Genomic DNA, 17,353 nt, shown 5'->3' on the forward strand with positions numbered 1-17,353 from the left:
TCCTGACTGTTTTGGAAAAGGAGTGATTACAGGATGCCTTATATTACAAAAATTTCTGCTCAGAAAAACAATACCGAGCGGGTCAACATCTTTCTTGATGAAAAGTACGCCTTTAGCGTTGATTTAGATGTGCTCGTCCAGCACGATTTGAAAAAAGGAAAAGAGCTGGACGAAGCAGATATCATTGAGATTCAATTCGGTGATTCAGTGAAAAAAGGATTTCAGCAGGCAGTTGATTATTTATCCTACCGCATGAGATCAGTGAAAGAAGTCACCGATTATTTAACGAAAAAAGAAATCCCTGCACCTGCTATTAGTGAAATTATACACAAATTAAAGCATTATAAGTATGTAAATGATCTTGAATTTGCAGAAGCCTATGTCAGCACCCACCGGAAAACGAACAGCAAAGGACCGTCCGTCCTAAAAAAAGAATTGAAGCTCAAGGGGATAGACGATGACACGATTGAACAGGCGCTGTCTCAATACCCTGATGACCTACAGCTGGAGGAAGCGGTAAAGCAGGTTCTCAAACTTGTCAAAAAAGAAAAAAATCGTTCTGCAAAAGAGATCGAGCAGCGCATCAAGCTGCAGCTGCAGCGAAAGGGATTTTCGTTTGAGATCATTGATAAAGCCCTTCAAGAAGCCTATGATGGACAAGAAGAGGAAAAGGAAGAAGAAGCCCTCCTTTATATGCTGGAGAAGGCAAAACGCAAGGTAGGATATGACGGATCATTTGAAAAGAAGATGAAAGTGAAGCAATTTTTATTCAGAAAAGGCTTTGATCTCGATACAATTGATCACGTTTTAGACAAAGGGGAATGACAGATGGAAAAACGCTATAGTGAGATGACAGAATATGAATTGAAGCAGGAGATTGCCGCCCTTTCTGAAAAAGCACGAAAGGCTGAGCAGCTTGGCATTGTGAATGAATACGCAGTTTTAGAACGGAAAATTGATATGGCGAAAGCCTATTTATTAGATCCAGCCTTGATTCAAACGAAAACAACTTATCAAATCAAAGACACAGACGAAGAGTTTTATGTAGAATATCTAAATGGCGTTTTTGCGTGGGGATACAGAATATCGGCTCCAAATCAGGAAGATGCCCTGCCGATTTCAATGCTGACGCAAAAGGACTGATCCAAGTGATCAGTCCTTCATCGTGTAGACAAACCCTCGCATTCGGTGTCAGGTCTGCGCTCCGGTGCTCACGAATGTCAAATTCGCTCCGTTCCGGTGCTCATCCTTCCTAGGGCTGCAAAGGTTTTCTATCACGCTGAAAAGAAGACAAAGGGCTAAAATAAAAATCATTTTAGCCCTTTGTCAACAATCTGAAGGACTGATCCAAGTGATCAGTCCTTTTCTTTACTTCGAACGCTGTTTACGGACGTTGTTCTGAAGTACGATGTCGTGCTGCGTTTGCTGCGTTTCTCCGTTGACCTGAGAGGCAGAATGCTTTGCATTTGCCCATGGTTGAGGGTAAGCGGTTGTCCTTAATTGAACAAAGTCTGCCATATACGATTTCCCATTTGAACTCATATCTCAAGCACTCCCTTTGGAAAAATTAGCGTTTCCCTGATGCCCTCATACGTTCCTGTGGACGTGTATTCGTTTCACCATTCGGCCGTTTAGACGCATAAGCATCTGTAGCGCCTGGTTCGCCTTCAAACTTGTGATTTACCTGATTTGGAAAGCCTTTTGCTTTATTACGCATATCGATTCCCTCCAAACAATACAAATCATTTGCGTCTTTTGAAGACGTAAGGGTAGTATATGAAAAAAGAAGTTTTTTTAAAAAGGCACTTTCTGCTAGATGAAGGAGGAACAGGCATGGAACAATACTTTGAGCGACTAACAGAACAACTTATGGAAAAAAACAATATGCTGACATATGACGAAGCACGTACATGGGTAGAGCTGCTTTGGAGTGATTTTGAAACGACCTATGCAAAGGCTGGCCGTAAGTATAAAGGACAGGAAACAACAGAACGAATTGTCCAAGAGTGGATCGAGAGCTACGGAGCGCAGCTGCATTTATTTCAAAATAAACAATCAAAGGCAAACGAGCATCTGCAACAAAACAATCGAGGGCTGCTTCACTAAAAAGGCTGCCCTTTCACTTCCATTCATCTTTTTCAATAAATAGGAAAATATATAAATGAACAAACAATTTTATGAAACAATACCCAGTCTGTGATCAAAATTACAGGCTTTTTACAATGATTAAACTTAAAATTACATTAAATTCATCCTGCTGAAAATCAATGGAAATAAAACTCTGATATAATGAAACGATTAAAGAGACATGTAATTTATGGATAATAAAAAAGGGTTTCGTTTTCTGACAAAAAAGGAATAATGAACATATCAGACTATGTGAAAAAAGTGAAGAGAAGGTGCGATATGGAACGGGAACTGCTCTCTGTTATAATTCCTTCTTACAATGAAGGTGAAAACATCAGACGAATCTTTGAGGCACTCGAGGAAGAGTTTCGCGATTTTCATTATGACTTTGAAATCATCTTTGTGAATGATGGAAGCAAAGACAACACGCTTCAATACATGAGAGAGCTCTCTCGAAAAAGTGCAAAGGTTAAATATATTTCCTTTTCGCGTAACTTTGGAAAGGAAGCCGCTATTTTGGCAGGTCTTGAATATGCAAAAGGAGCAGCTGCGATTATTATGGACGCCGATCTGCAGCACCCGACGTATTTAATTCAGGACTTTGTCAGGGGATATGAAGAAGGCTATCATCAAGTCATTGCCAAACGAAATCGTAAAGGTGACAGCAAGCTGCGCTCTTACCTGTCATCCATGTACTATAAGGTGATGAACAAGGTAGTAGAAGTGGACTTGCGTGATGGCGTCGGGGATTTCCGTTTAATTTCACGCCAAGCCATCGATGCATTGCTTCAGCTGAAAGAGGGAAATCGTTTTTCGAAAGGGCTTTTTTGCTGGATTGGGTTTGAAGAAAAGGTCATCTATTATGAAAATGTAGAAAGACAGCATGGTGATACAAAATGGTCACTGAAGAAATTATTTAACTATGGCATAGATGGCGTCATTTCTTTTAACAACCGCCCGCTGCGAATTTGTTTTTATACTGGCATACTGATCTTATTTCTCTCATTGATTTACATCGTGGCCACCTTTATTCAAATCGTCAGAACGGGCATTATGGTGCCGGGTTATTTTACTTTAATATCGGCTGTGCTGTTCCTCGGAGGTGTCCAGCTTTTGAGTCTAGGTGTGATTGGAGAATATATTGGCCGTATCTATTATGAAACGAAAAAGAGGCCGCATTATTTAATCCAGGAATCAAATGTGATGGAACAAGAGACAAGCTCAAAGGAACAAGACCGAGTGTTAACACAGTTATTTAAATAACGTGGAGTCAAATAACCGGCAAGCACGAATCGCTTGCTGGGTTGTTTTGTTTCAAAGAAAAGTGGATCTTTTGTGGAAAGGATTTAGATGATGAAACGTAGATGGATAATGATAGGAATGTGCCTCATTCTCGCTTTATTAGGACACTCCTTTTTCTTATATGAATATACGCAAGGCCGGTATATGACAGGAGATGGAGACGGAATCTCACAAATGCTCCCATTTAAAAAGCTGCTTTACGATGAATACGTCAAAGGGAACTTCTTTTATTCCTATCAATTCGGTCTAGGCGGCGGTACATATACGCAATTAGGTTATTATTTCACAACGTCGACTGTCTTTATGGTCACAGTCGCTGTCGTCTGGCTGATGAATGCGCTTCATTTCATCCAGTCAACGGACATTCATTTCTGGGCAAATGCCGTCATTTGGCTGAGTGTGATCAAGCTGACGCTTATTCTTTTCATCGCTTACCGTGTGCTTCTTTCAATGGTTCAGCATAGGCTGAGCGCATTAACAGGAGCCGCAATTTACGGATTGTCTATTGTGTATTTTCGGCATCAAACATTTTGGGAGTTTTTCACCGACAGTATGATGTGGCTCCCGCTGCTTGTACTTGGGGTTGAACGGATTTTCAAAACAGGTAAGCCGGCTTGGTTTATTGCGGCGTGCAGCCTGATGCTTATCAACAATTTTTACTTTGCTTATATTCATTTTATCTTTTTAGCGATCTATCTTGTCTTCAGATATATCATCAAGCTTCGAAGTGAGGAGAACGGGTGGAAGGTGTTCTGGACGCTGGCGGTCTCTACGCTGTTATCCTTTGGAATCAGTGCCGCCTTTTTTGTCCCGTCTGTCTATGGCTTTCTGAATAATATAAGGCCGCCATATGATCAATCCATACCTTGGTTTGATCTGCATGATCATCTGCTGTTTACAAGCAGGGTGTATTTATTACCTGTGATCTTTCTCATTTGTATGTTCCTCGTTCCGCTTTACCGGAACAGGTGGTTTTTCATGTTTACATCGATCAGCGTTCTGCTCATTGTTTTTCACTACAGTCCAAAGATGGCGAGCGTGTTTAATGGTTTCTCAGCACCGCAGTACAGATTTGAGTACATTCTTGCCTTTACAGTTGGAGCGGTCGCAGCCATCACCATCAAGCATTTCTCGCAAATCGAGTGGAAGTGGAAAAAGCGTGCGGTCTTAGGCGCTTGGATCGTGTTTCTTCTCGCAGTCATCTTATCAGAACGAGCAAAGGGAAATATGGATGTTGTTGTATTTACAGGCATAGGACTGCTTGTGATCAGCTTGTTTTTCCTTTTGATTCATGCGGAAAAACGCCAGCACCTTCGTCTCTTTTCAGCTGTGCTCATCGTTGTCAGCTTACTGACAGCAGGCGTGTATCAGCAGGGCTACTTATCTGAAAGAAGCAATATTAAGAGCGTATCAGATACGTATCTGAATAGTGAGGCTTATGCTGGACATGAGCAAATGAAGCTCATTCAGCAGATTCAAAGCCGCTCTTCAAAAGATCCGCTTGCCCGGATTGACTGGATGAACGGCGTGCGCAACAACACCCCGTTATTTGAAGGCTTTCAAGGCATGAGTGCGTATTCAAGTATATTGAATCAGCATTTACTCAATTTCTACTGGAATGACCTGCAAATCGATATGGGACGGGAAAGTGTCAGCCGTTATGCAACAATGGGGGACAGAGCGAATTTATACAGCCTGACCTATGGAAAGTATTATATGAGAACGAGCGCGATGCCTTACTCACCGCCAGCTTATTTTAAGCCAATATTGGAAAGCGAACATTATAAAGTGTATGAAAATACACGGCCGCTGCCATTTGCAAGAACAACAAGCACCGTTTATTCAGAAGAATCCTTAAAGGATGCCTCAGCACTTGATAGGGAGCATGCGATGCTGCAAGGTGTGGTTTTAGACAAAAAAGGAAACGCTGAAATTGAGCACGCGCCAGATCGAGTCAAGGATACAAATATTCATACGATACAAGCCATATACGAACATGGCGTGCTTGATGTATACGGAGAAACAGGCGGCCTGAATATCACGCTGCCAGATGATATGGCCCGCGCTGGGGATGTGTATGTGAGCTTTTATGTGAAGCGGACAGACCGTAACGAAGGATTTCAGTTATCTGTTGATCACTACGTCACCTCAAGAAAAAGCAATACATCCATCTACAAAACAGGCGTCAATGAAGTGACGATTCGAGTCCCTGCGGAAAAGATTCTCTCGATTCGAGTACCAAAAGGGACGTATGAGCTGAGTCAATTAAAGCTATATCAAGAGCCTTACCGCGTCCTAGAGAAGGCATATGAAAAAGAAAAACAGGATCATGGCAGCCAGCAAGTAAAGCTCGAAAACAACCGCTTTACGATTTCATATGATAACAAACGCGGCGATGATTATATGGTTCTGCCAGTACCATATGAAAAAGGCTGGGAGCTCACGGTGAACGGACAGCAGACCGATATTGAACAAGCCAATTACGCCTTTATCGGTTTTCCAATAGAAAAAGGCAAAAACGAGATTGTGTTAACCTACTATCCGCCTTATATCAGAATTCTCGGGTTGATTTCACTCGTCAGTTTGATTGGTGCGATCTTATATGCACGGAGAAAACACAAGAAACACCACTTTTCATCATAAGTGGTGTTTTTTTATCTTTCATCTCATACATATGTTTCTTCTTCCCATTTAATATGGTATTCGTTCATCTTTCGATCAATATCGTGTTGAATATTCATATGCTGAAATAACGCATTTAACTCTTCTGTCCTCGTTCTTCGATCCTGTTCATAATAATAGAACGCATCTCGATAATCATGATCCCTCAGCATCTTTGCTATGACCATCGCATCTTCTAGACTATATGATGCTCCTTGACCAACAAAAGGATTAGCCGTATGTACAGCATCACCTACAAGAACAACACGTCCTTTTGACCACACAGAGAGGTCCTTGATTTCATAAATACTTCTTGGGAAAAACATCTCTGTATGATCGATCATGTCAAAAAGGTGCTTCGGAATATTCCAGCCTTCCATTTGTTGATATAATAACTGTCGAATGGTTTCTTTGCTGGCTTTCTCAAAATGTTTTGCAGGTAATTTTTCAGGACGTTGCGAGAAAGCCTGCCATAAAATATTCAATTGATTTGTCGGATGCGCTTTTCCAAAAATGAATTGAAAGTGTTCATCATTGTAAAAATAACTCGTTGCCTCCTCTAAGACAAAATCCTTCACATAGGATACCCCTTGAAGTCCCCAAAAACCGCTATAGTCTAATTTAGCATTAAATGCAACCGCTTCTCTTGTTTTCGAAAAAGTCCCATCTGCTCCTATTACAATATCACCTGTTATCACAGTTTCATCTTCAAAAAGAACCTGAACGGAATGAGGCTGCTGTTTGATCGAGGTTAACTTTTTGTTGTATTTCACTTCGATTCCTTGTCGTTCAACTTCCTTTAAAAGGACGGTTATGATTTGTGCTCTCATGACGTTGATCAAAGGGGCATGATGATATTTTTCGCTATGATTGTTAAAGATTGCTTCCACTTCATTTTCACTGTTTATTTGCTGGATCCTCTTTATCACTGCTGCATTTGCTATCACTTCATTTTTACACCCGATTTCATCCAAAATCTTTACCCCATTTGGAGACAGTAAAAAACCTGCGCCTGTTTCTAATTCTTCATCTGACCTGCTTTCATAAATCGTACTTTCCATTCCAGCCTTTTTTAAAAATAAAGAAGTAGCCAATCCTGCTACACCACTGCCAATAATGATCACATTTTGAGATTTCATCATTTTTCCTCCTTCCATATAAACAGACCGGTCGGTTTATTTTAGTGCAAAAAAATAGGCTTTTTCATGTAGGACAGCGTATGACAATTCCCCCTTTTCATTTGGTAATTAAAGTATATCATAATATGTTTTAAATAATATCGCAAGGATGAACCCTTCCAATTTCTGATCAGCTTCTTTTAAATAAAGTTAAAATAAACCTCAGGAGGATAACAAAACATGAACAAAGACACCGTGATACAACACTATGAACACTCCATTGAATGGGCAAAATCGCTTATGGAAGTAACAGACGAAGAGTGGTGCAGAGCGATCGCTGATGGAAAATGGAGTACGGTTGAAATTATCGCCCATTTCGTTCCATGGGATGAATTTATTTTAAAGGCTCGACTAAAGGAATTTTGGAACGATCGGCCGTTACCGCAGGCACCTGATGTGCACAAAATGAATCAACAGTCAGCTGAAAGAGCGAGAAAGGAAAAGAAAAGCGAGACGATCGGTCGATTTATTGCTGTCAGAACAGAATTACTTCAAGAAATGAAGAAAATCGAACCATCTCGCTGGAATGAACCCTTTTTTATTGGTCGAACCAAGCTGACGTTATTAAGATACTTCCAAGGGCTGATCGAGCACGATACCCATCATATGAAGCAAGTCACTAAGCTTCTTTCTCAAACGAAAACGTCGCATAATCAAACAAAAAATGAAACAACCAAATGCTTAGGGCAAAGAGAATTTCCTCAGAAGTAGACAGTAAAATGCCGCCTACCAATTCATCTGATAAATAGACAGCACCCCAAATAAACAAAAGATGAATTGAAATGGCATAGAAAACGATAGAGCATTTTTTGGAACGGCACTTTCTCACAACTCTCATGAGCACATGCTCCACATGCTCAAAGGATATCCCAAGTATCACATAGATGCCCATAAATAAAAGCATCGATAAAATCGATTGATAAAAAGCACCCGTTAAATGAAAGAACAGCACACAAAACAACAAAAATATGTAACAGACAGCCGACGCCGCCATGAGCCATTTCAGCCCTTGCCATAAAGCGTGAACAGATTGCTGCATAGGTGAACAAACACTCCTTTACATGAAGATACCTGCAAAAAGGACAGCCTTTTTGCAGGAAGTTATATGTTAATCCTCTTTTTTTAGTGCAGCGATCACAGGATGTTTTTCAGTATCAAGCAGTTTTAAGAAATCTTCGCCTTGATCTAAATGATCAAGAACAAGCTGTTTCGGTGTGACCGCAAGCCACTGATTCAGTGAAATGTCTGCATAATGATCGCTCTTAAAGATTTCTAAGAAATAAAGCGGTTCGTCGCCTGTATTTTCTACATAATGCCCCATCGCAAATGGCACATAGCCAACGTCTCCCGCCTGATAGTTGAAGGTTCTCGCATGTCCATCAGAAGCAAATACCGTCATTCGTGCCTTTCCAGAAATAAAATATTGCCATTCATCCGTATTTGGATGCCAGTGCAGCTCGCGAATGGCACCTGGATCAACTTTCACAAGAGCGGATGCAATCGTTTTAGACGCTTTGAAATTGGTAGAGTCCGCAATCCACACTTGTCCGCCGCTTGACGTAATCGGCTCCTGTTTTAACAGCTCATATTTAAAGGAATTCGGGACTTCTCCTTGCTCTGTTTTCACCTTGTCACATTCAAGGGAACCAGGAATTCCTTTTTGGAAAATATACTTTTCTTTCTCTGGCAGCTTGTCAAACTGCTCTTTTGTCATACCGAAGTTCTTAAGCACGACTTCCTCTGGCGTATGGGCAAGCCAATCGGTTACTTGGAACGTACTATTTTCTGAGAATGACCCATCATCAAACACAAGCAAGAATTCAGCTCCCGGTTCAAGTGCTTGGATAGAGTGCGGCAGGCCAGAAGGGAAGTACCACAAATCACCCTCAGTCACATCCTCTGTAAAATTGCGCCCCTCTGCATCAACCGATGTAATCCGGGCTTCCCCATAAATCATGTACGCCCATTCCGCTTCCTTATGCCAATGAAGCTCTCGAATCGCACCAGGCTTTAGCCGCATATTAACAGAAGCAAGACTTTTAGAGATCGGCAGTTCGCGGACTGTTACCTCTCGGGCATAGCCGCCTTTTTCTAAACGATTGTGTGTATCAGAAAAAGAATATTTCAGGTTGGAGACCGTTCCATGATCGGTTTCTGGCGGCGTGAGCATATCTGGATTTTGTCTGTCCCGCTCGAGATTACGTGGAATTTTGACCGTTGCTCCTTTTTCTCCTCGAATCGGCTGTGGTATTCCATTTTGCTTTTCACTCATGATAAAATCCCCTTTCAACATCGTATTGTGTGAGGTGACAAAAGGCCTTTCATTTCGCCCTCGTTTTCATAAGGTGAAACGAATCAAGCAGATGTCAATCTGATTCATCATTTTTTTGAGCAGCGACTAATCGTTGGATGAGCTTGCTTAATTCATCAAACTTTCGTTCAAAGCGTGTCAGCAAGTAAACCGTCAAAATGGCAGGGAAGCCAGCCTGACCGAGTTGCTTCAGCCATTCCTCTGAAAAAAAGGTCTCCATTTGTCTCACCTCCCAGCGGATGCTCGTCTTCTATATAAGTGGTATGAAAGAAGAAAAAGGAAAGTAGAGGGGGATAAAATGAACCATTAGACCCGTTTCACGAAGTTTACTTTTTTTAACTTTTGTCCACTTAATGCTAGTAGAGGGAACAAAGGGGAGGATGCACATGGATTATCGGCTGTTATTGAAAGCAAAATGGAAAGAAATCATTGATCACCCGCTCATTCAGCAGTTTTTAAGCAACCCGAAAAACGAGCAGCTGCTCCGGCAAGTCATGGAAGAGCCAAACGAGGAAAATGCCAAAAAACTAGATTCCGAGTTCAAACAGTTCTATCAGAAAATCCGCATCATCAAGTATATCTCCACAATGATACGCATCTTTTCAGTCGACTTTGACAAACGAGTAAAAAAGAAACAGCAGCGTTTTCCGCTCATACTCGATCATCCTGATACGCAAGAAGTGAAAGATCCTGTTCAAACAGATACGTATGAAGCCGTGCTCTTCAACCAGCAAGACCTAGGGGAGCATCTGCAAAATCAAACATTGTACAAGGCCTACCAGCAGCTCACAGACAAACAAAAAATGGTCCTAACCAAAATCTATGTCGAAGGCCAAACAATGAAGGAAATAGCCGATCAGTTAGGCGAAACAAGACAAAACATCTCAAACATTCACAAAAAAGCGCTCAACAAACTAAAAGAAGAAACAGGGGGAGATGTCCGTGCAAGAAGACAAAATGACCAATGGAGAAATGGAAGAACTCATTGAAACCTTCACACCCATGATCAAAAAGAAACTACAAAACACGGCATATCAAGAAAGAGAAGACCTCGAACAAGAACTCTATATCAAACTCATCGAAAAAGTAGACCGGCTAATTTACCAAGAAGGCCCTGGATTTTGGGAGTTTATTGTGGAATATATGACGAAGTTGTAAGAGTGAAGCACAAAAAAAGACTCGCTCACACAGAGCCGAGTCTTAATTTTTTTTGCAGTTTTTCTTCACTGAAAATCCAGCCGGTATAGGAATTTTTGATTTGGTGGTCCATGTCGATATGGCAGATCGCGACAAAAGGATAATGACCTTTGCTGCGGTAGCGCAAATCAATGAACCGCACCTCATAATGATCCTTGTATTTATCCACTTCCCACCGGTAGACAGGGGAGAAGGAGAGAAAGGCTGAAATGTTTTCATCTTGTTTGGCAATTTTCATAATTTCAGTATCAGGGACCGGCACACGGTTAAAGGTGTCTAAAATGACGACTTCTCCATTCATACTGCGCCCAACATGGAAAGAGGATTTGCATTTCACAGCAATGCGCCATTGTCTGAACTTCATTGTAGGCGAAATAATAATCTCTTCAATTTCATCGAATCGTGCACGCAGCTGACGTTTAATCTGAAGCTGCATGATGACCCTGACGATATAGTAACAGAAAATCACGGCATACAGCGTAATAAACGTATAGCCGGGATGTCCGCCAATCGCCCAAACGACAATGGCGACAAGGTGTGTAAAAAAGATAAACGGATCAAACGTATTAATGATCCCAAGTGCTACCCATTTCTTCGAAAATGGACGAATGGCCTGCGTGCCGTATGCATTGAAAATATCGACAAACACGTGAAGCACAACGGCTAATAGTGTCCATAACCAGAGGTGAAGTAAATTCGCCCCAGGCACAAATGGGAAAATCACAGCCGGAATCAGCAATGACCAAAACAGTACAGCTGGAATGGAATGTGTAAATCCTCGGTGATTTCTTATATAAACCGCATTATTTTTTAGTTTTAGCACAGTATCAATGTCTGGTGCTTGGGAGCCGGCGATGGTCGCGATCATCACGGCGTGTGCCATGTGTGGATCTGCGCTGACGGCTGGATCTAAAAGTGCAAGTCCCCCAAGAGAAATGCCCATTACTACATGAGTACCAGTGTCCAATTGATTACCTCCTAGTTGTCATGCTTAGGAACAATCATACAAAGTATACGTCTCTAATCAAGACTATGTGCAAAATCACTTTTGCTTTATCCCGATTTAATGTAACATGTTAACGTATCTACAAACAGTATACAACAAATAAGGTTCTATTCAGAACGTTAGCCCTCGGTCCAATGAGAAGGAGTATAGATATGAAAGACATTCAAGAAAAGCTGGACCGCAAAGATATTGCGGGCTTTCAGCATGATCTAATTGATTGGTATGAAAAAGAACAACGAACATTACCATGGCGTGAAAATCAAGATCCATACCGCGTCTGGGTATCAGAAGTGATGCTTCAGCAAACGAGAGTAGATACGGTCATTCCGTACTTCAACCGGTTTATGGAGCAATTTCCGACGGTAAAGGATCTCGCTTTAGCTGACGAAGAAAAGGTCATGAAAGCATGGGAAGGTCTTGGCTACTACTCAAGAGTGCGTAATTTACAGGCAGCTGTGAAAGAAGTATATGAATCCTACGGTGGCATTGTCCCTGATACGAAAGAGCAATTTTCAAAGCTCAAAGGTGTAGGCCCATATACGAGCGGCGCAGTGCTGAGTATTGCCTATAACAAGCCGTATCCTGCGGTAGACGGCAACGTGATGAGAGTCATTTCTCGTATTTTGTCCATATGGGATGATATTGCAAAACCAAAAACGAGAAATATTTTCGAATTTGCGGTCGATCAGCTCATTTCCCGGGAAAAGCCGTCAGAATTTAATCAAGGGCTGATGGAGCTTGGTGCGCTCATTTGCACTCCAACATCCCCTGCCTGCCTCATTTGCCCTGTGAACATGCATTGTTCGGCACTCGAGGAAGGCGTTCAGCATGAGCTCCCAGTGAAAAGCAAAAAGAAAAAGCCGACTGCAAAATCAATGGCAGCAGCGGTGTTATTTGATGACGCAGGCAACCTATATATTCATAAGCGGCCAAGTACAGGCCTCCTTGCGAATTTATGGGAATTCCCTAATATGGAAACCGTGAAGGGAAGAAAAACGGAAAAAGAGCAGCTCATTGATTTCTTAAAAGAGGAGGGGGGTGTACAAGCGGAGCTTGGTGATTTAGAAGGCACCATTCAGCATGTATTTACCCACCTCATCTGGAATATTTCTGTTTTCTTTGGACGAGTTACCTCTGTATCTGATGACACGAAGCTGAAAAAAGTCACAATAGAAGAATTTGAGGCATATGCTTTGCCAGTCTCACACCAAAAAATTTGGAAGCTGGCACTTGAGCAGCCTAGTCATATTTAACCGTTGTACCGTGGGTATAATCAGCTTCATTTCGGTGCAGACCCCCGCGGTCTTCGATTTCAGAAATGATTTCTCGATACTTAGATTGCCCTTCTTCATTCAAATAAGGTAAAATTTGTTGGAAAGCATGATGAAAGTAAGCAAGCTCAGTATCTTTCCATTGATCCTTGGACATCATGCCAAGCTGGCTTAAATCGCGTCCGACATACATGAATGTAACCTCCTAATAGAAACTTTCCTATTAGTGTGAAGCGAATGAACGAAAACTATTCAAATCAGGAGATGAATCATAATGAGTCAACGTAAATGTGCATTAATTACAGGAAGCAGCAGAGGAGTAGGGAAAGAAGTAGCCCTTCGCCTCGCTGAAAAAGGATATGACATTGTCATTAACTATGCGAGAAGCAAAAAAGCCGCACTTGAAACAGCGGAAGAAATTGAAGCGATGGGCGTTAAAACATTGGTTGTGAAAGCCAATGTAGGCCAGCCTGAGAAAATCAAAGACATGTTTCAACAAATTGATGAAACTTTTGGCCGTTTAGATGTATTTGTGAACAACGCGGCATCAGGTGTTCAGCGTCCAATTATGGACCTTGAAGAAAATCATTGGGACTGGACGATGAATATCAATGCGAAAGCTTTGTTATTTTGCGGACAAGAAGCGGCGAAACTAATGGAGAAAAATGGCGGCGGACATATCGTCAGCATTAGCTCTCTTGGCTCTATTCGCTACCTTGAAAATTACACAGTAGTCGGCGTATCAAAAGCAGCACTAGAAGCTTTGACACGTTACCTTTCTGTAGAGCTGTCACAAAAAAATATCGTCGTCAACGCTGTATCAGGCGGCGCGATCGATACCGATGCACTCAAGCACTTCCCGAACCGAGAAGAGCTTTTAGAAGATGCGAAGAAAAACACACCTGCCGGCCGAATGGTGGAAATTAAAGACATGGTCGACAGCGTGGAATTCCTTGTATCAGGCAAAGCAGACATGATTAGAGGCCAGACGATTATTGTGGATGGCGGACGTTCTTTGCTTGTTTAAAAAAATCATGAATAGGATCTGCACCTTCTGCACAAATTAATGTGCGTGGAGGTGATAATGATGGATCAACAACAAAACAAAACAAACGCACAACAAGTGAAGAAACAAAACCAAGCTTCTGCACAAGGCGGTCAATTTGGTACTGAATTTGCTAGTGAGACTGACGTACAGCAAGTAAAAAAATACAACCAAAAAGCTGAGCAAAACAAACAACAAAACAGCTAATCACTGAAACAAAGGAAAGCACTTCATATACGAATGAAGTGCTTTTCTTTTTTGCCTCTCATCACCATCCGACAAAACCTGTAAAACCTCTACATAAACAGTCAAAGGATTTCTTCTTTCTTTCAAGAAATGGTATACAGACAAAAAGTGGATTCGATGAAAAGGGAGGAGTTAGATGTCTGATTTCGATCAGCTTGTAAAAGAACAAATGCAGCTCATGGATCAGCTGCTCGATGTGCAGGGAGAACTCGATCTATGCTTAGAAACAGAAAAACAATTGCAGCAGGATGAAAAAAAAGAAGAGTGGCATAGGCTTTGTGATCAGATCAAACAGAAACGTGAGGAACTGCAAAAAGTGCAAACCCTATTTACAAAACAGACAGAAGAGGTCATCAACTCATATAAACAGATGGAAAAGAGTTCTAGCGTGATGTAAGTCAGTGTGCCGTTCAATTGGGTTGAATGGCTTTTTCATTTCATTTTTTAATGATGTAACGGTATAATATAATAGAGACATGTTTAGTTGGGAAATTAGGTCTTTGGACTGTTAGGTTTGTTTGTTATAGAAAGTAGGGGAGAAAATATGGGCTATCCCAAGGAAGGAGAAACCATCCAAATTCAAAGCTATAAACATAATGGCTTGATCCACAGGATTTGGAATGAAACCACCATTCTGAAAGCAACGGAATTGTGTATCATTGGTGCAAACGACCGTACAATGGTGACTGAATCCGACGGCCGTACTTGGATGACGAGAGAACCGGCTATTTGCTATTTCCATGCAAAACAATGGTTTAATGTAATTGGGATGCTTAGAGATGATGGGGTATATTATTACTGCAACATCAGCTCTCCTTTTGCGACAGATGATGAGGCAATTAAGTATATTGATTACGATTTAGACGTCAAAGTCTTTCCAGACATGACGTACAATATTTTGGATGAGGATGAATATGCAGATCATAAGAGGCAGATGAATTATCCAAAAGAAATCGATAGTATCTTAAGAGAGCATCTGAATACATTACTGCATTGGATTCACCAGCGGAAAGGTCCGTTTGCTCCTGAATTCGTGGATATGTGGTATGAACGTTTTTTACATTATACAAAATAAGCAAGAGCATCAAAAAACCTGTTTGGCTTTTTTTAGGCTAACAGGTTTTTGACTGCGTACGGATAAGAGGCACTGATAGATTGGGAAGGAGATTTACATGGGGGTCATTAAACGCTACATGGCTTTTGTAACACCGTATAAAAAACAGATTGCATTGACAATGGTCATCGGAATGATTAAGTTCTCGATTCCCTTAACCTTGCCTCTGCTTTTAAAGTATGTCATTGATGATGTCATTCAAGGCTCGGGGTCAGCTGAAGAAAAGACATCAACTCTACTGATCATAATGGGAATCATGCTTGTATTATTTTTAGTGTTGAGGCCGCCTGTTGAATACTATAGACAATACTACGCACAGTGGACAGGCAGTAAGGTATTGTTTGATATTCGGGAGAAGCTGTTCTCGCATATTCAAAAGCTAAGTCTTCGTTATTATGCCAACACGAGAACAGGAGAAATTATTTCAAGAGTGATCAACGATGTGGAGCAGACAAAGGAATTTGTAATCACAGGTCTCATGAACATTTGGCTGGATATGATGACCGTACTGATCGTGATCGCCATTATGTGTACACTGGATCTGAAGCTCACCATCGTGTCTGTCATTATTTTTCCGCTCTACGCGTTTGCAGTAAAGTATTTTTACGGACGGCTTCGCAAGCTGACAAAAGAGCGGTCACAGGCGCTGGCTGAAGTGCAAGGGCACCTGCATGAGCGGGTACAAGGAATGCCGGTCATTCGCAGCTTTGCGATTGAAGAATATGAACAAGAGAATTTTCATGATGAAAACAAAAATTTCTTAAACAAAGCAATCAACCATACGAATTGGAACGCCAAAACATTTGCCGTCGTCAATACGATCACTGACATTGCACCGCTGTTAATCATTGCATTTGCTGGCTACACCGTGATTAACGGGTCGCTTTCGATTGGGACGATGATCGCCTTTGTCGGCTATATTGACCGGATGTACAATCCAATTCGCCGTCTCATTAACTCATCCACGACTTTAACCCAGTCGGTGGCATCAATGGATCGGATCTTTGAGTTTATTGATGAGCCATATGAGGTCACAGACCGGCCGAATGCAAAAGAAGCCAATCATTTAAAAGGAGAGGTAGAGTTTAAAAATGTGTCGTTTCGTTATGAACACACGCAGGAAGAGATTCTGCACAATATCTCCTTGAAAGTAGAAAAAGGACAAACGGTTGCGCTTGTAGGAATGAGCGGTGGAGGGAAGTCGACACTCGTCAGCTTAATTCCAAGGTTTTATGATGTCACAAACGGGTCACTTGAAATTGACGGCATTGATATCAAAGAGTACAAAGCAAGAAGTCTTCGAAATCAAGTCGGAATGGTGCTGCAGGATACATTCCTATTCAGTGACACGATTAAAGAAAATATTGCGGTTGGTGACCCTGAAGCACCTTTTGAAAATATCGTGTCGGCTGCAAAAGCGGCAAATGCGCATGATTTTATTATGTCTCTTCCTGAAGGATATGACACGAAAGTAGGAGAACGGGGCGTGAAGCTGTCAGGTGGACAAAAACAGCGGATTTCCATTGCAAGGGTATTTCTTAAAAATCCACCGCTTTTGATTTTAGACGAAGCGACGTCCGCACTTGATTTAGAAAGTGAGCATTACATTCAAGAAGCGATGCAAAAGCTGGCGAAGGATCGCACAACCTTTATTGTCGCACACAGATTATCAACCATTACACATGCTGACCAAATTGTGGTCATGGAACAAGGCGAAATTGTGGAAAAAGGAACACACGAAGAATTAATGAACCGAGACAGCCACTATCGTCATTTATTTACCATTCAAACTTTAAATTAGTAGAAGCCTATCCGATTCTAGCGGATAGGCTTTTTTATGTTGTCAAAAACATGACATATTTCCCAGCTTGTCTCAATACAATTTTAAAAAGTAT

General features: G+C 41.5%; 21 protein-coding genes and 1 pseudogene. 14 read left to right on the forward strand and 8 right to left on the reverse strand.

Annotation, left to right across the window (positions count from 1 at the left end):
* Nucleotides 1-33 precede the first annotated feature (33 nt).
* Nucleotides 34-825 (forward strand): recombination regulator RecX, encoded by a 792-nt coding sequence (gene recX, locus NSU13_RS04105; protein WP_024425808.1) that lies wholly within the window; start codon nt 34-36, stop codon nt 823-825.
* A gap of 3 nt (nt 826-828) precedes the next feature.
* Entirely contained in the window at nt 829-1,143 is a 315-nt protein-coding gene (locus NSU13_RS04110; protein ID WP_046314310.1) for a YfhH family protein, read from the forward strand.
* Between the two features lie 225 nt (nt 1,144-1,368).
* On the opposite strand, the gene NSU13_RS04115 is transcribed toward NSU13_RS04110, so the two are convergent.
* Nucleotides 1,369-1,542: a YpzG family protein gene (locus tag NSU13_RS04115; protein WP_008360604.1), complete on the reverse strand. Its 174-nt coding sequence runs from the start codon at nt 1,540-1,542 to the stop codon at nt 1,369-1,371.
* A 25-nt stretch (nt 1,543-1,567) separates the two neighbouring features.
* The gene (locus NSU13_RS04120; RefSeq protein WP_003217849.1) at nt 1,568-1,717 is read right to left on the reverse strand and encodes a small, acid-soluble spore protein K; all 150 of its coding nucleotides are present in this window, start codon (nt 1,715-1,717) and stop codon (nt 1,568-1,570) included.
* Nucleotides 1,718-1,833: 116 nt separating this feature from the next.
* On the opposite strand from NSU13_RS04120, the gene NSU13_RS04125 reads away from it, so the two are divergent.
* From NSU13_RS04125 to NSU13_RS04135, 3 genes are all read left to right on the forward strand, one after another.
* Nucleotides 1,834-2,106: a YfhJ family protein gene (locus tag NSU13_RS04125; protein WP_024425219.1), complete on the forward strand. Its 273-nt coding sequence runs from the start codon at nt 1,834-1,836 to the stop codon at nt 2,104-2,106.
* A gap of 300 nt (nt 2,107-2,406) precedes the next feature.
* On the forward strand, nt 2,407-3,390 hold the full coding sequence (locus tag NSU13_RS04130) for a glycosyltransferase family 2 protein (RefSeq protein WP_284384723.1): 984 nt from the start codon (nt 2,407-2,409) through the stop codon (nt 3,388-3,390).
* 87 nt (nt 3,391-3,477) lie between these two features.
* Complete coding sequence (locus NSU13_RS04135; protein WP_342489884.1) at nt 3,478-6,072, forward strand: YfhO family protein; 2,595 nt, start codon at nt 3,478-3,480, stop codon at nt 6,070-6,072.
* A 23-nt stretch (nt 6,073-6,095) separates the two neighbouring features.
* Here the strand turns inward: NSU13_RS04135 and NSU13_RS04140 are convergent, their stop codons facing one another.
* A complete protein-coding gene (locus NSU13_RS04140; RefSeq protein WP_041116312.1) occupies nt 6,096-7,229 on the reverse strand; it encodes an NAD(P)/FAD-dependent oxidoreductase in 1,134 nt (377 codons plus the stop codon).
* Between the two features lie 219 nt (nt 7,230-7,448).
* Here NSU13_RS04140 and NSU13_RS04145 point away from each other — a divergent pair, with 219 nt between their 5' ends.
* The gene (locus NSU13_RS04145) at nt 7,449-7,979 is read left to right on the forward strand and encodes a DinB family protein (RefSeq protein WP_342489885.1); all 531 of its coding nucleotides are present in this window, start codon (nt 7,449-7,451) and stop codon (nt 7,977-7,979) included.
* Here NSU13_RS04145 and NSU13_RS04150 read toward each other — a convergent pair.
* The 3 genes from NSU13_RS04150 to NSU13_RS04160 form a co-directional block, all read right to left on the reverse strand.
* The gene (locus tag NSU13_RS04150; protein ID WP_081279494.1) at nt 7,888-8,307 is read right to left on the reverse strand and encodes a regulatory YrvL family protein; all 420 of its coding nucleotides are present in this window, start codon (nt 8,305-8,307) and stop codon (nt 7,888-7,890) included. The two genes, NSU13_RS04145 and NSU13_RS04150, sit on opposite strands and share 92 nt — an antisense overlap.
* A 69-nt stretch (nt 8,308-8,376) precedes the next feature.
* Entirely contained in the window at nt 8,377-9,540 is a 1,164-nt protein-coding gene (locus NSU13_RS04155) for an oxalate decarboxylase family bicupin (RefSeq protein ID WP_065215152.1), read from the reverse strand.
* A 94-nt stretch (nt 9,541-9,634) separates the two neighbouring features.
* Nucleotides 9,635-9,799: a YvrJ family protein gene (locus tag NSU13_RS04160; protein ID WP_073204399.1), complete on the reverse strand. Its 165-nt coding sequence runs from the start codon at nt 9,797-9,799 to the stop codon at nt 9,635-9,637.
* Nucleotides 9,800-9,965: 166 nt separating this feature from the next.
* Between NSU13_RS04160 and NSU13_RS04165 the strand changes: the two genes are divergently transcribed.
* Together NSU13_RS04165 and rsoA are read left to right on the forward strand one after the other, a co-directional pair.
* Nucleotides 9,966-10,568: a sigma-70 family RNA polymerase sigma factor gene (locus NSU13_RS04165; RefSeq protein ID WP_065215153.1), complete on the forward strand. Its 603-nt coding sequence runs from the start codon at nt 9,966-9,968 to the stop codon at nt 10,566-10,568.
* Entirely contained in the window at nt 10,516-10,737 is a 222-nt protein-coding gene (rsoA, locus tag NSU13_RS04170; protein ID WP_041087348.1) for a sigma-O factor regulator RsoA, read from the forward strand. The genes NSU13_RS04165 and rsoA overlap by 53 nt, the downstream gene beginning before the upstream one ends.
* Nucleotides 10,738-10,762: 25 nt before the next feature.
* Here rsoA and NSU13_RS04175 read toward each other — a convergent pair whose 3' ends face one another.
* Nucleotides 10,763-11,743 (reverse strand): metal-dependent hydrolase, encoded by a 981-nt coding sequence (locus tag NSU13_RS04175; RefSeq protein WP_034623275.1) that lies wholly within the window; start codon nt 11,741-11,743, stop codon nt 10,763-10,765.
* Between the two features lie 191 nt (nt 11,744-11,934).
* On the opposite strand from NSU13_RS04175, the gene mutY reads away from it, so the two are divergent.
* Entirely contained in the window at nt 11,935-13,035 is a 1,101-nt protein-coding gene (gene mutY / locus NSU13_RS04180) for an A/G-specific adenine glycosylase (protein ID WP_081124132.1), read from the forward strand.
* On the opposite strand, the gene NSU13_RS04185 is transcribed toward mutY, so the two are convergent.
* A complete protein-coding gene (locus NSU13_RS04185) occupies nt 13,022-13,246 on the reverse strand; it encodes a hypothetical protein (protein WP_003217808.1) in 225 nt (74 codons plus the stop codon). The genes mutY and NSU13_RS04185 overlap by 14 nt on opposite strands.
* An 81-nt stretch (nt 13,247-13,327) precedes the next feature.
* Here NSU13_RS04185 and fabL point away from each other — a divergent pair, with 81 nt between their 5' ends.
* The 5 genes and pseudogenes from fabL to NSU13_RS04210 all read left to right on the forward strand — a co-directional run bounded on the left by fabL (nt 13,328) and on the right by NSU13_RS04210 (nt 17,259).
* A complete protein-coding gene (gene fabL, locus NSU13_RS04190; protein ID WP_024425211.1) occupies nt 13,328-14,080 on the forward strand; it encodes an enoyl-[acyl-carrier-protein] reductase FabL in 753 nt (250 codons plus the stop codon).
* Between the two features lie 75 nt (nt 14,081-14,155).
* Nucleotides 14,156-14,305 (forward strand): annotated as a pseudogene (locus NSU13_RS04195) (gamma-type small acid-soluble spore protein); the annotation flags it as partial.
* Between the two features lie 175 nt (nt 14,306-14,480).
* Complete coding sequence (locus tag NSU13_RS04200) at nt 14,481-14,741, forward strand: YgaB family protein (RefSeq protein ID WP_034284208.1); 261 nt, start codon at nt 14,481-14,483, stop codon at nt 14,739-14,741.
* Between the two features lie 147 nt (nt 14,742-14,888).
* The gene (locus NSU13_RS04205; protein ID WP_024425209.1) at nt 14,889-15,419 is read left to right on the forward strand and encodes a DUF402 domain-containing protein; all 531 of its coding nucleotides are present in this window, start codon (nt 14,889-14,891) and stop codon (nt 15,417-15,419) included.
* A 97-nt stretch (nt 15,420-15,516) separates the two neighbouring features.
* Nucleotides 15,517-17,259 carry an ABC transporter ATP-binding protein gene (locus NSU13_RS04210; RefSeq protein ID WP_034284209.1) on the forward strand — a complete coding sequence of 581 codons (1,743 nt, stop codon included), beginning with the start codon at nt 15,517-15,519 and terminating at the stop codon, nt 17,257-17,259.
* Nucleotides 17,260-17,353: the final 94 nt, after the last annotated feature.

It is taken from the genome of Bacillus sp. FSL M8-0049, assembly GCF_038593355.1.
GTDB classification, from domain to species: Bacteria; Bacillota; Bacilli; order Bacillales; family Bacillaceae; genus Bacillus; species Bacillus safensis.

What these genes read in the sequence shown, in the direction of transcription:
- recX (WP_024425808.1), top strand. Translation starts at nt 34, where the DNA reads ATGCCTTATATTACAAAAATTTCTGCTCAGAAAAACAATACCGAGCGG.
- NSU13_RS04110 (WP_046314310.1), top strand. Translation starts at nt 829, where the DNA reads ATGGAAAAACGCTATAGTGAGATGACAGAATATGAATTGAAGCAGGAG.
- NSU13_RS04115 (WP_008360604.1), bottom strand. Translation starts at nt 1,542, where the DNA reads ATGAGTTCAAATGGGAAATCGTATATGGCAGACTTTGTTCAATTAAGG.
- NSU13_RS04120 (WP_003217849.1), bottom strand. Translation starts at nt 1,717, where the DNA reads ATGCGTAATAAAGCAAAAGGCTTTCCAAATCAGGTAAATCACAAGTTT.
- NSU13_RS04125 (WP_024425219.1), top strand. Translation starts at nt 1,834, where the DNA reads ATGGAACAATACTTTGAGCGACTAACAGAACAACTTATGGAAAAAAAC.
- NSU13_RS04130 (WP_284384723.1), top strand. Translation starts at nt 2,407, where the DNA reads ATGGAACGGGAACTGCTCTCTGTTATAATTCCTTCTTACAATGAAGGT.
- NSU13_RS04135 (WP_342489884.1), top strand. Translation starts at nt 3,478, where the DNA reads ATGATGAAACGTAGATGGATAATGATAGGAATGTGCCTCATTCTCGCT.
- NSU13_RS04140 (WP_041116312.1), bottom strand. Translation starts at nt 7,229, where the DNA reads ATGAAATCTCAAAATGTGATCATTATTGGCAGTGGTGTAGCAGGATTG.
- NSU13_RS04145 (WP_342489885.1), top strand. Translation starts at nt 7,449, where the DNA reads ATGAACAAAGACACCGTGATACAACACTATGAACACTCCATTGAATGG.
- NSU13_RS04150 (WP_081279494.1), bottom strand. Translation starts at nt 8,307, where the DNA reads ATGCAGCAATCTGTTCACGCTTTATGGCAAGGGCTGAAATGGCTCATG.
- NSU13_RS04155 (WP_065215152.1), bottom strand. Translation starts at nt 9,540, where the DNA reads ATGAGTGAAAAGCAAAATGGAATACCACAGCCGATTCGAGGAGAAAAA.
- NSU13_RS04160 (WP_073204399.1), bottom strand. Translation starts at nt 9,799, where the DNA reads ATGGAGACCTTTTTTTCAGAGGAATGGCTGAAGCAACTCGGTCAGGCT.
- NSU13_RS04165 (WP_065215153.1), top strand. Translation starts at nt 9,966, where the DNA reads ATGGATTATCGGCTGTTATTGAAAGCAAAATGGAAAGAAATCATTGAT.
- rsoA (WP_041087348.1), top strand. Translation starts at nt 10,516, where the DNA reads ATGTCCGTGCAAGAAGACAAAATGACCAATGGAGAAATGGAAGAACTC.
- mutY (WP_081124132.1), top strand. Translation starts at nt 11,935, where the DNA reads ATGAAAGACATTCAAGAAAAGCTGGACCGCAAAGATATTGCGGGCTTT.
- NSU13_RS04185 (WP_003217808.1), bottom strand. Translation starts at nt 13,246, where the DNA reads ATGTATGTCGGACGCGATTTAAGCCAGCTTGGCATGATGTCCAAGGAT.
- fabL (WP_024425211.1), top strand. Translation starts at nt 13,328, where the DNA reads ATGAGTCAACGTAAATGTGCATTAATTACAGGAAGCAGCAGAGGAGTA.
- NSU13_RS04200 (WP_034284208.1), top strand. Translation starts at nt 14,481, where the DNA reads ATGTCTGATTTCGATCAGCTTGTAAAAGAACAAATGCAGCTCATGGAT.
- NSU13_RS04205 (WP_024425209.1), top strand. Translation starts at nt 14,889, where the DNA reads ATGGGCTATCCCAAGGAAGGAGAAACCATCCAAATTCAAAGCTATAAA.
- NSU13_RS04210 (WP_034284209.1), top strand. Translation starts at nt 15,517, where the DNA reads ATGGGGGTCATTAAACGCTACATGGCTTTTGTAACACCGTATAAAAAA.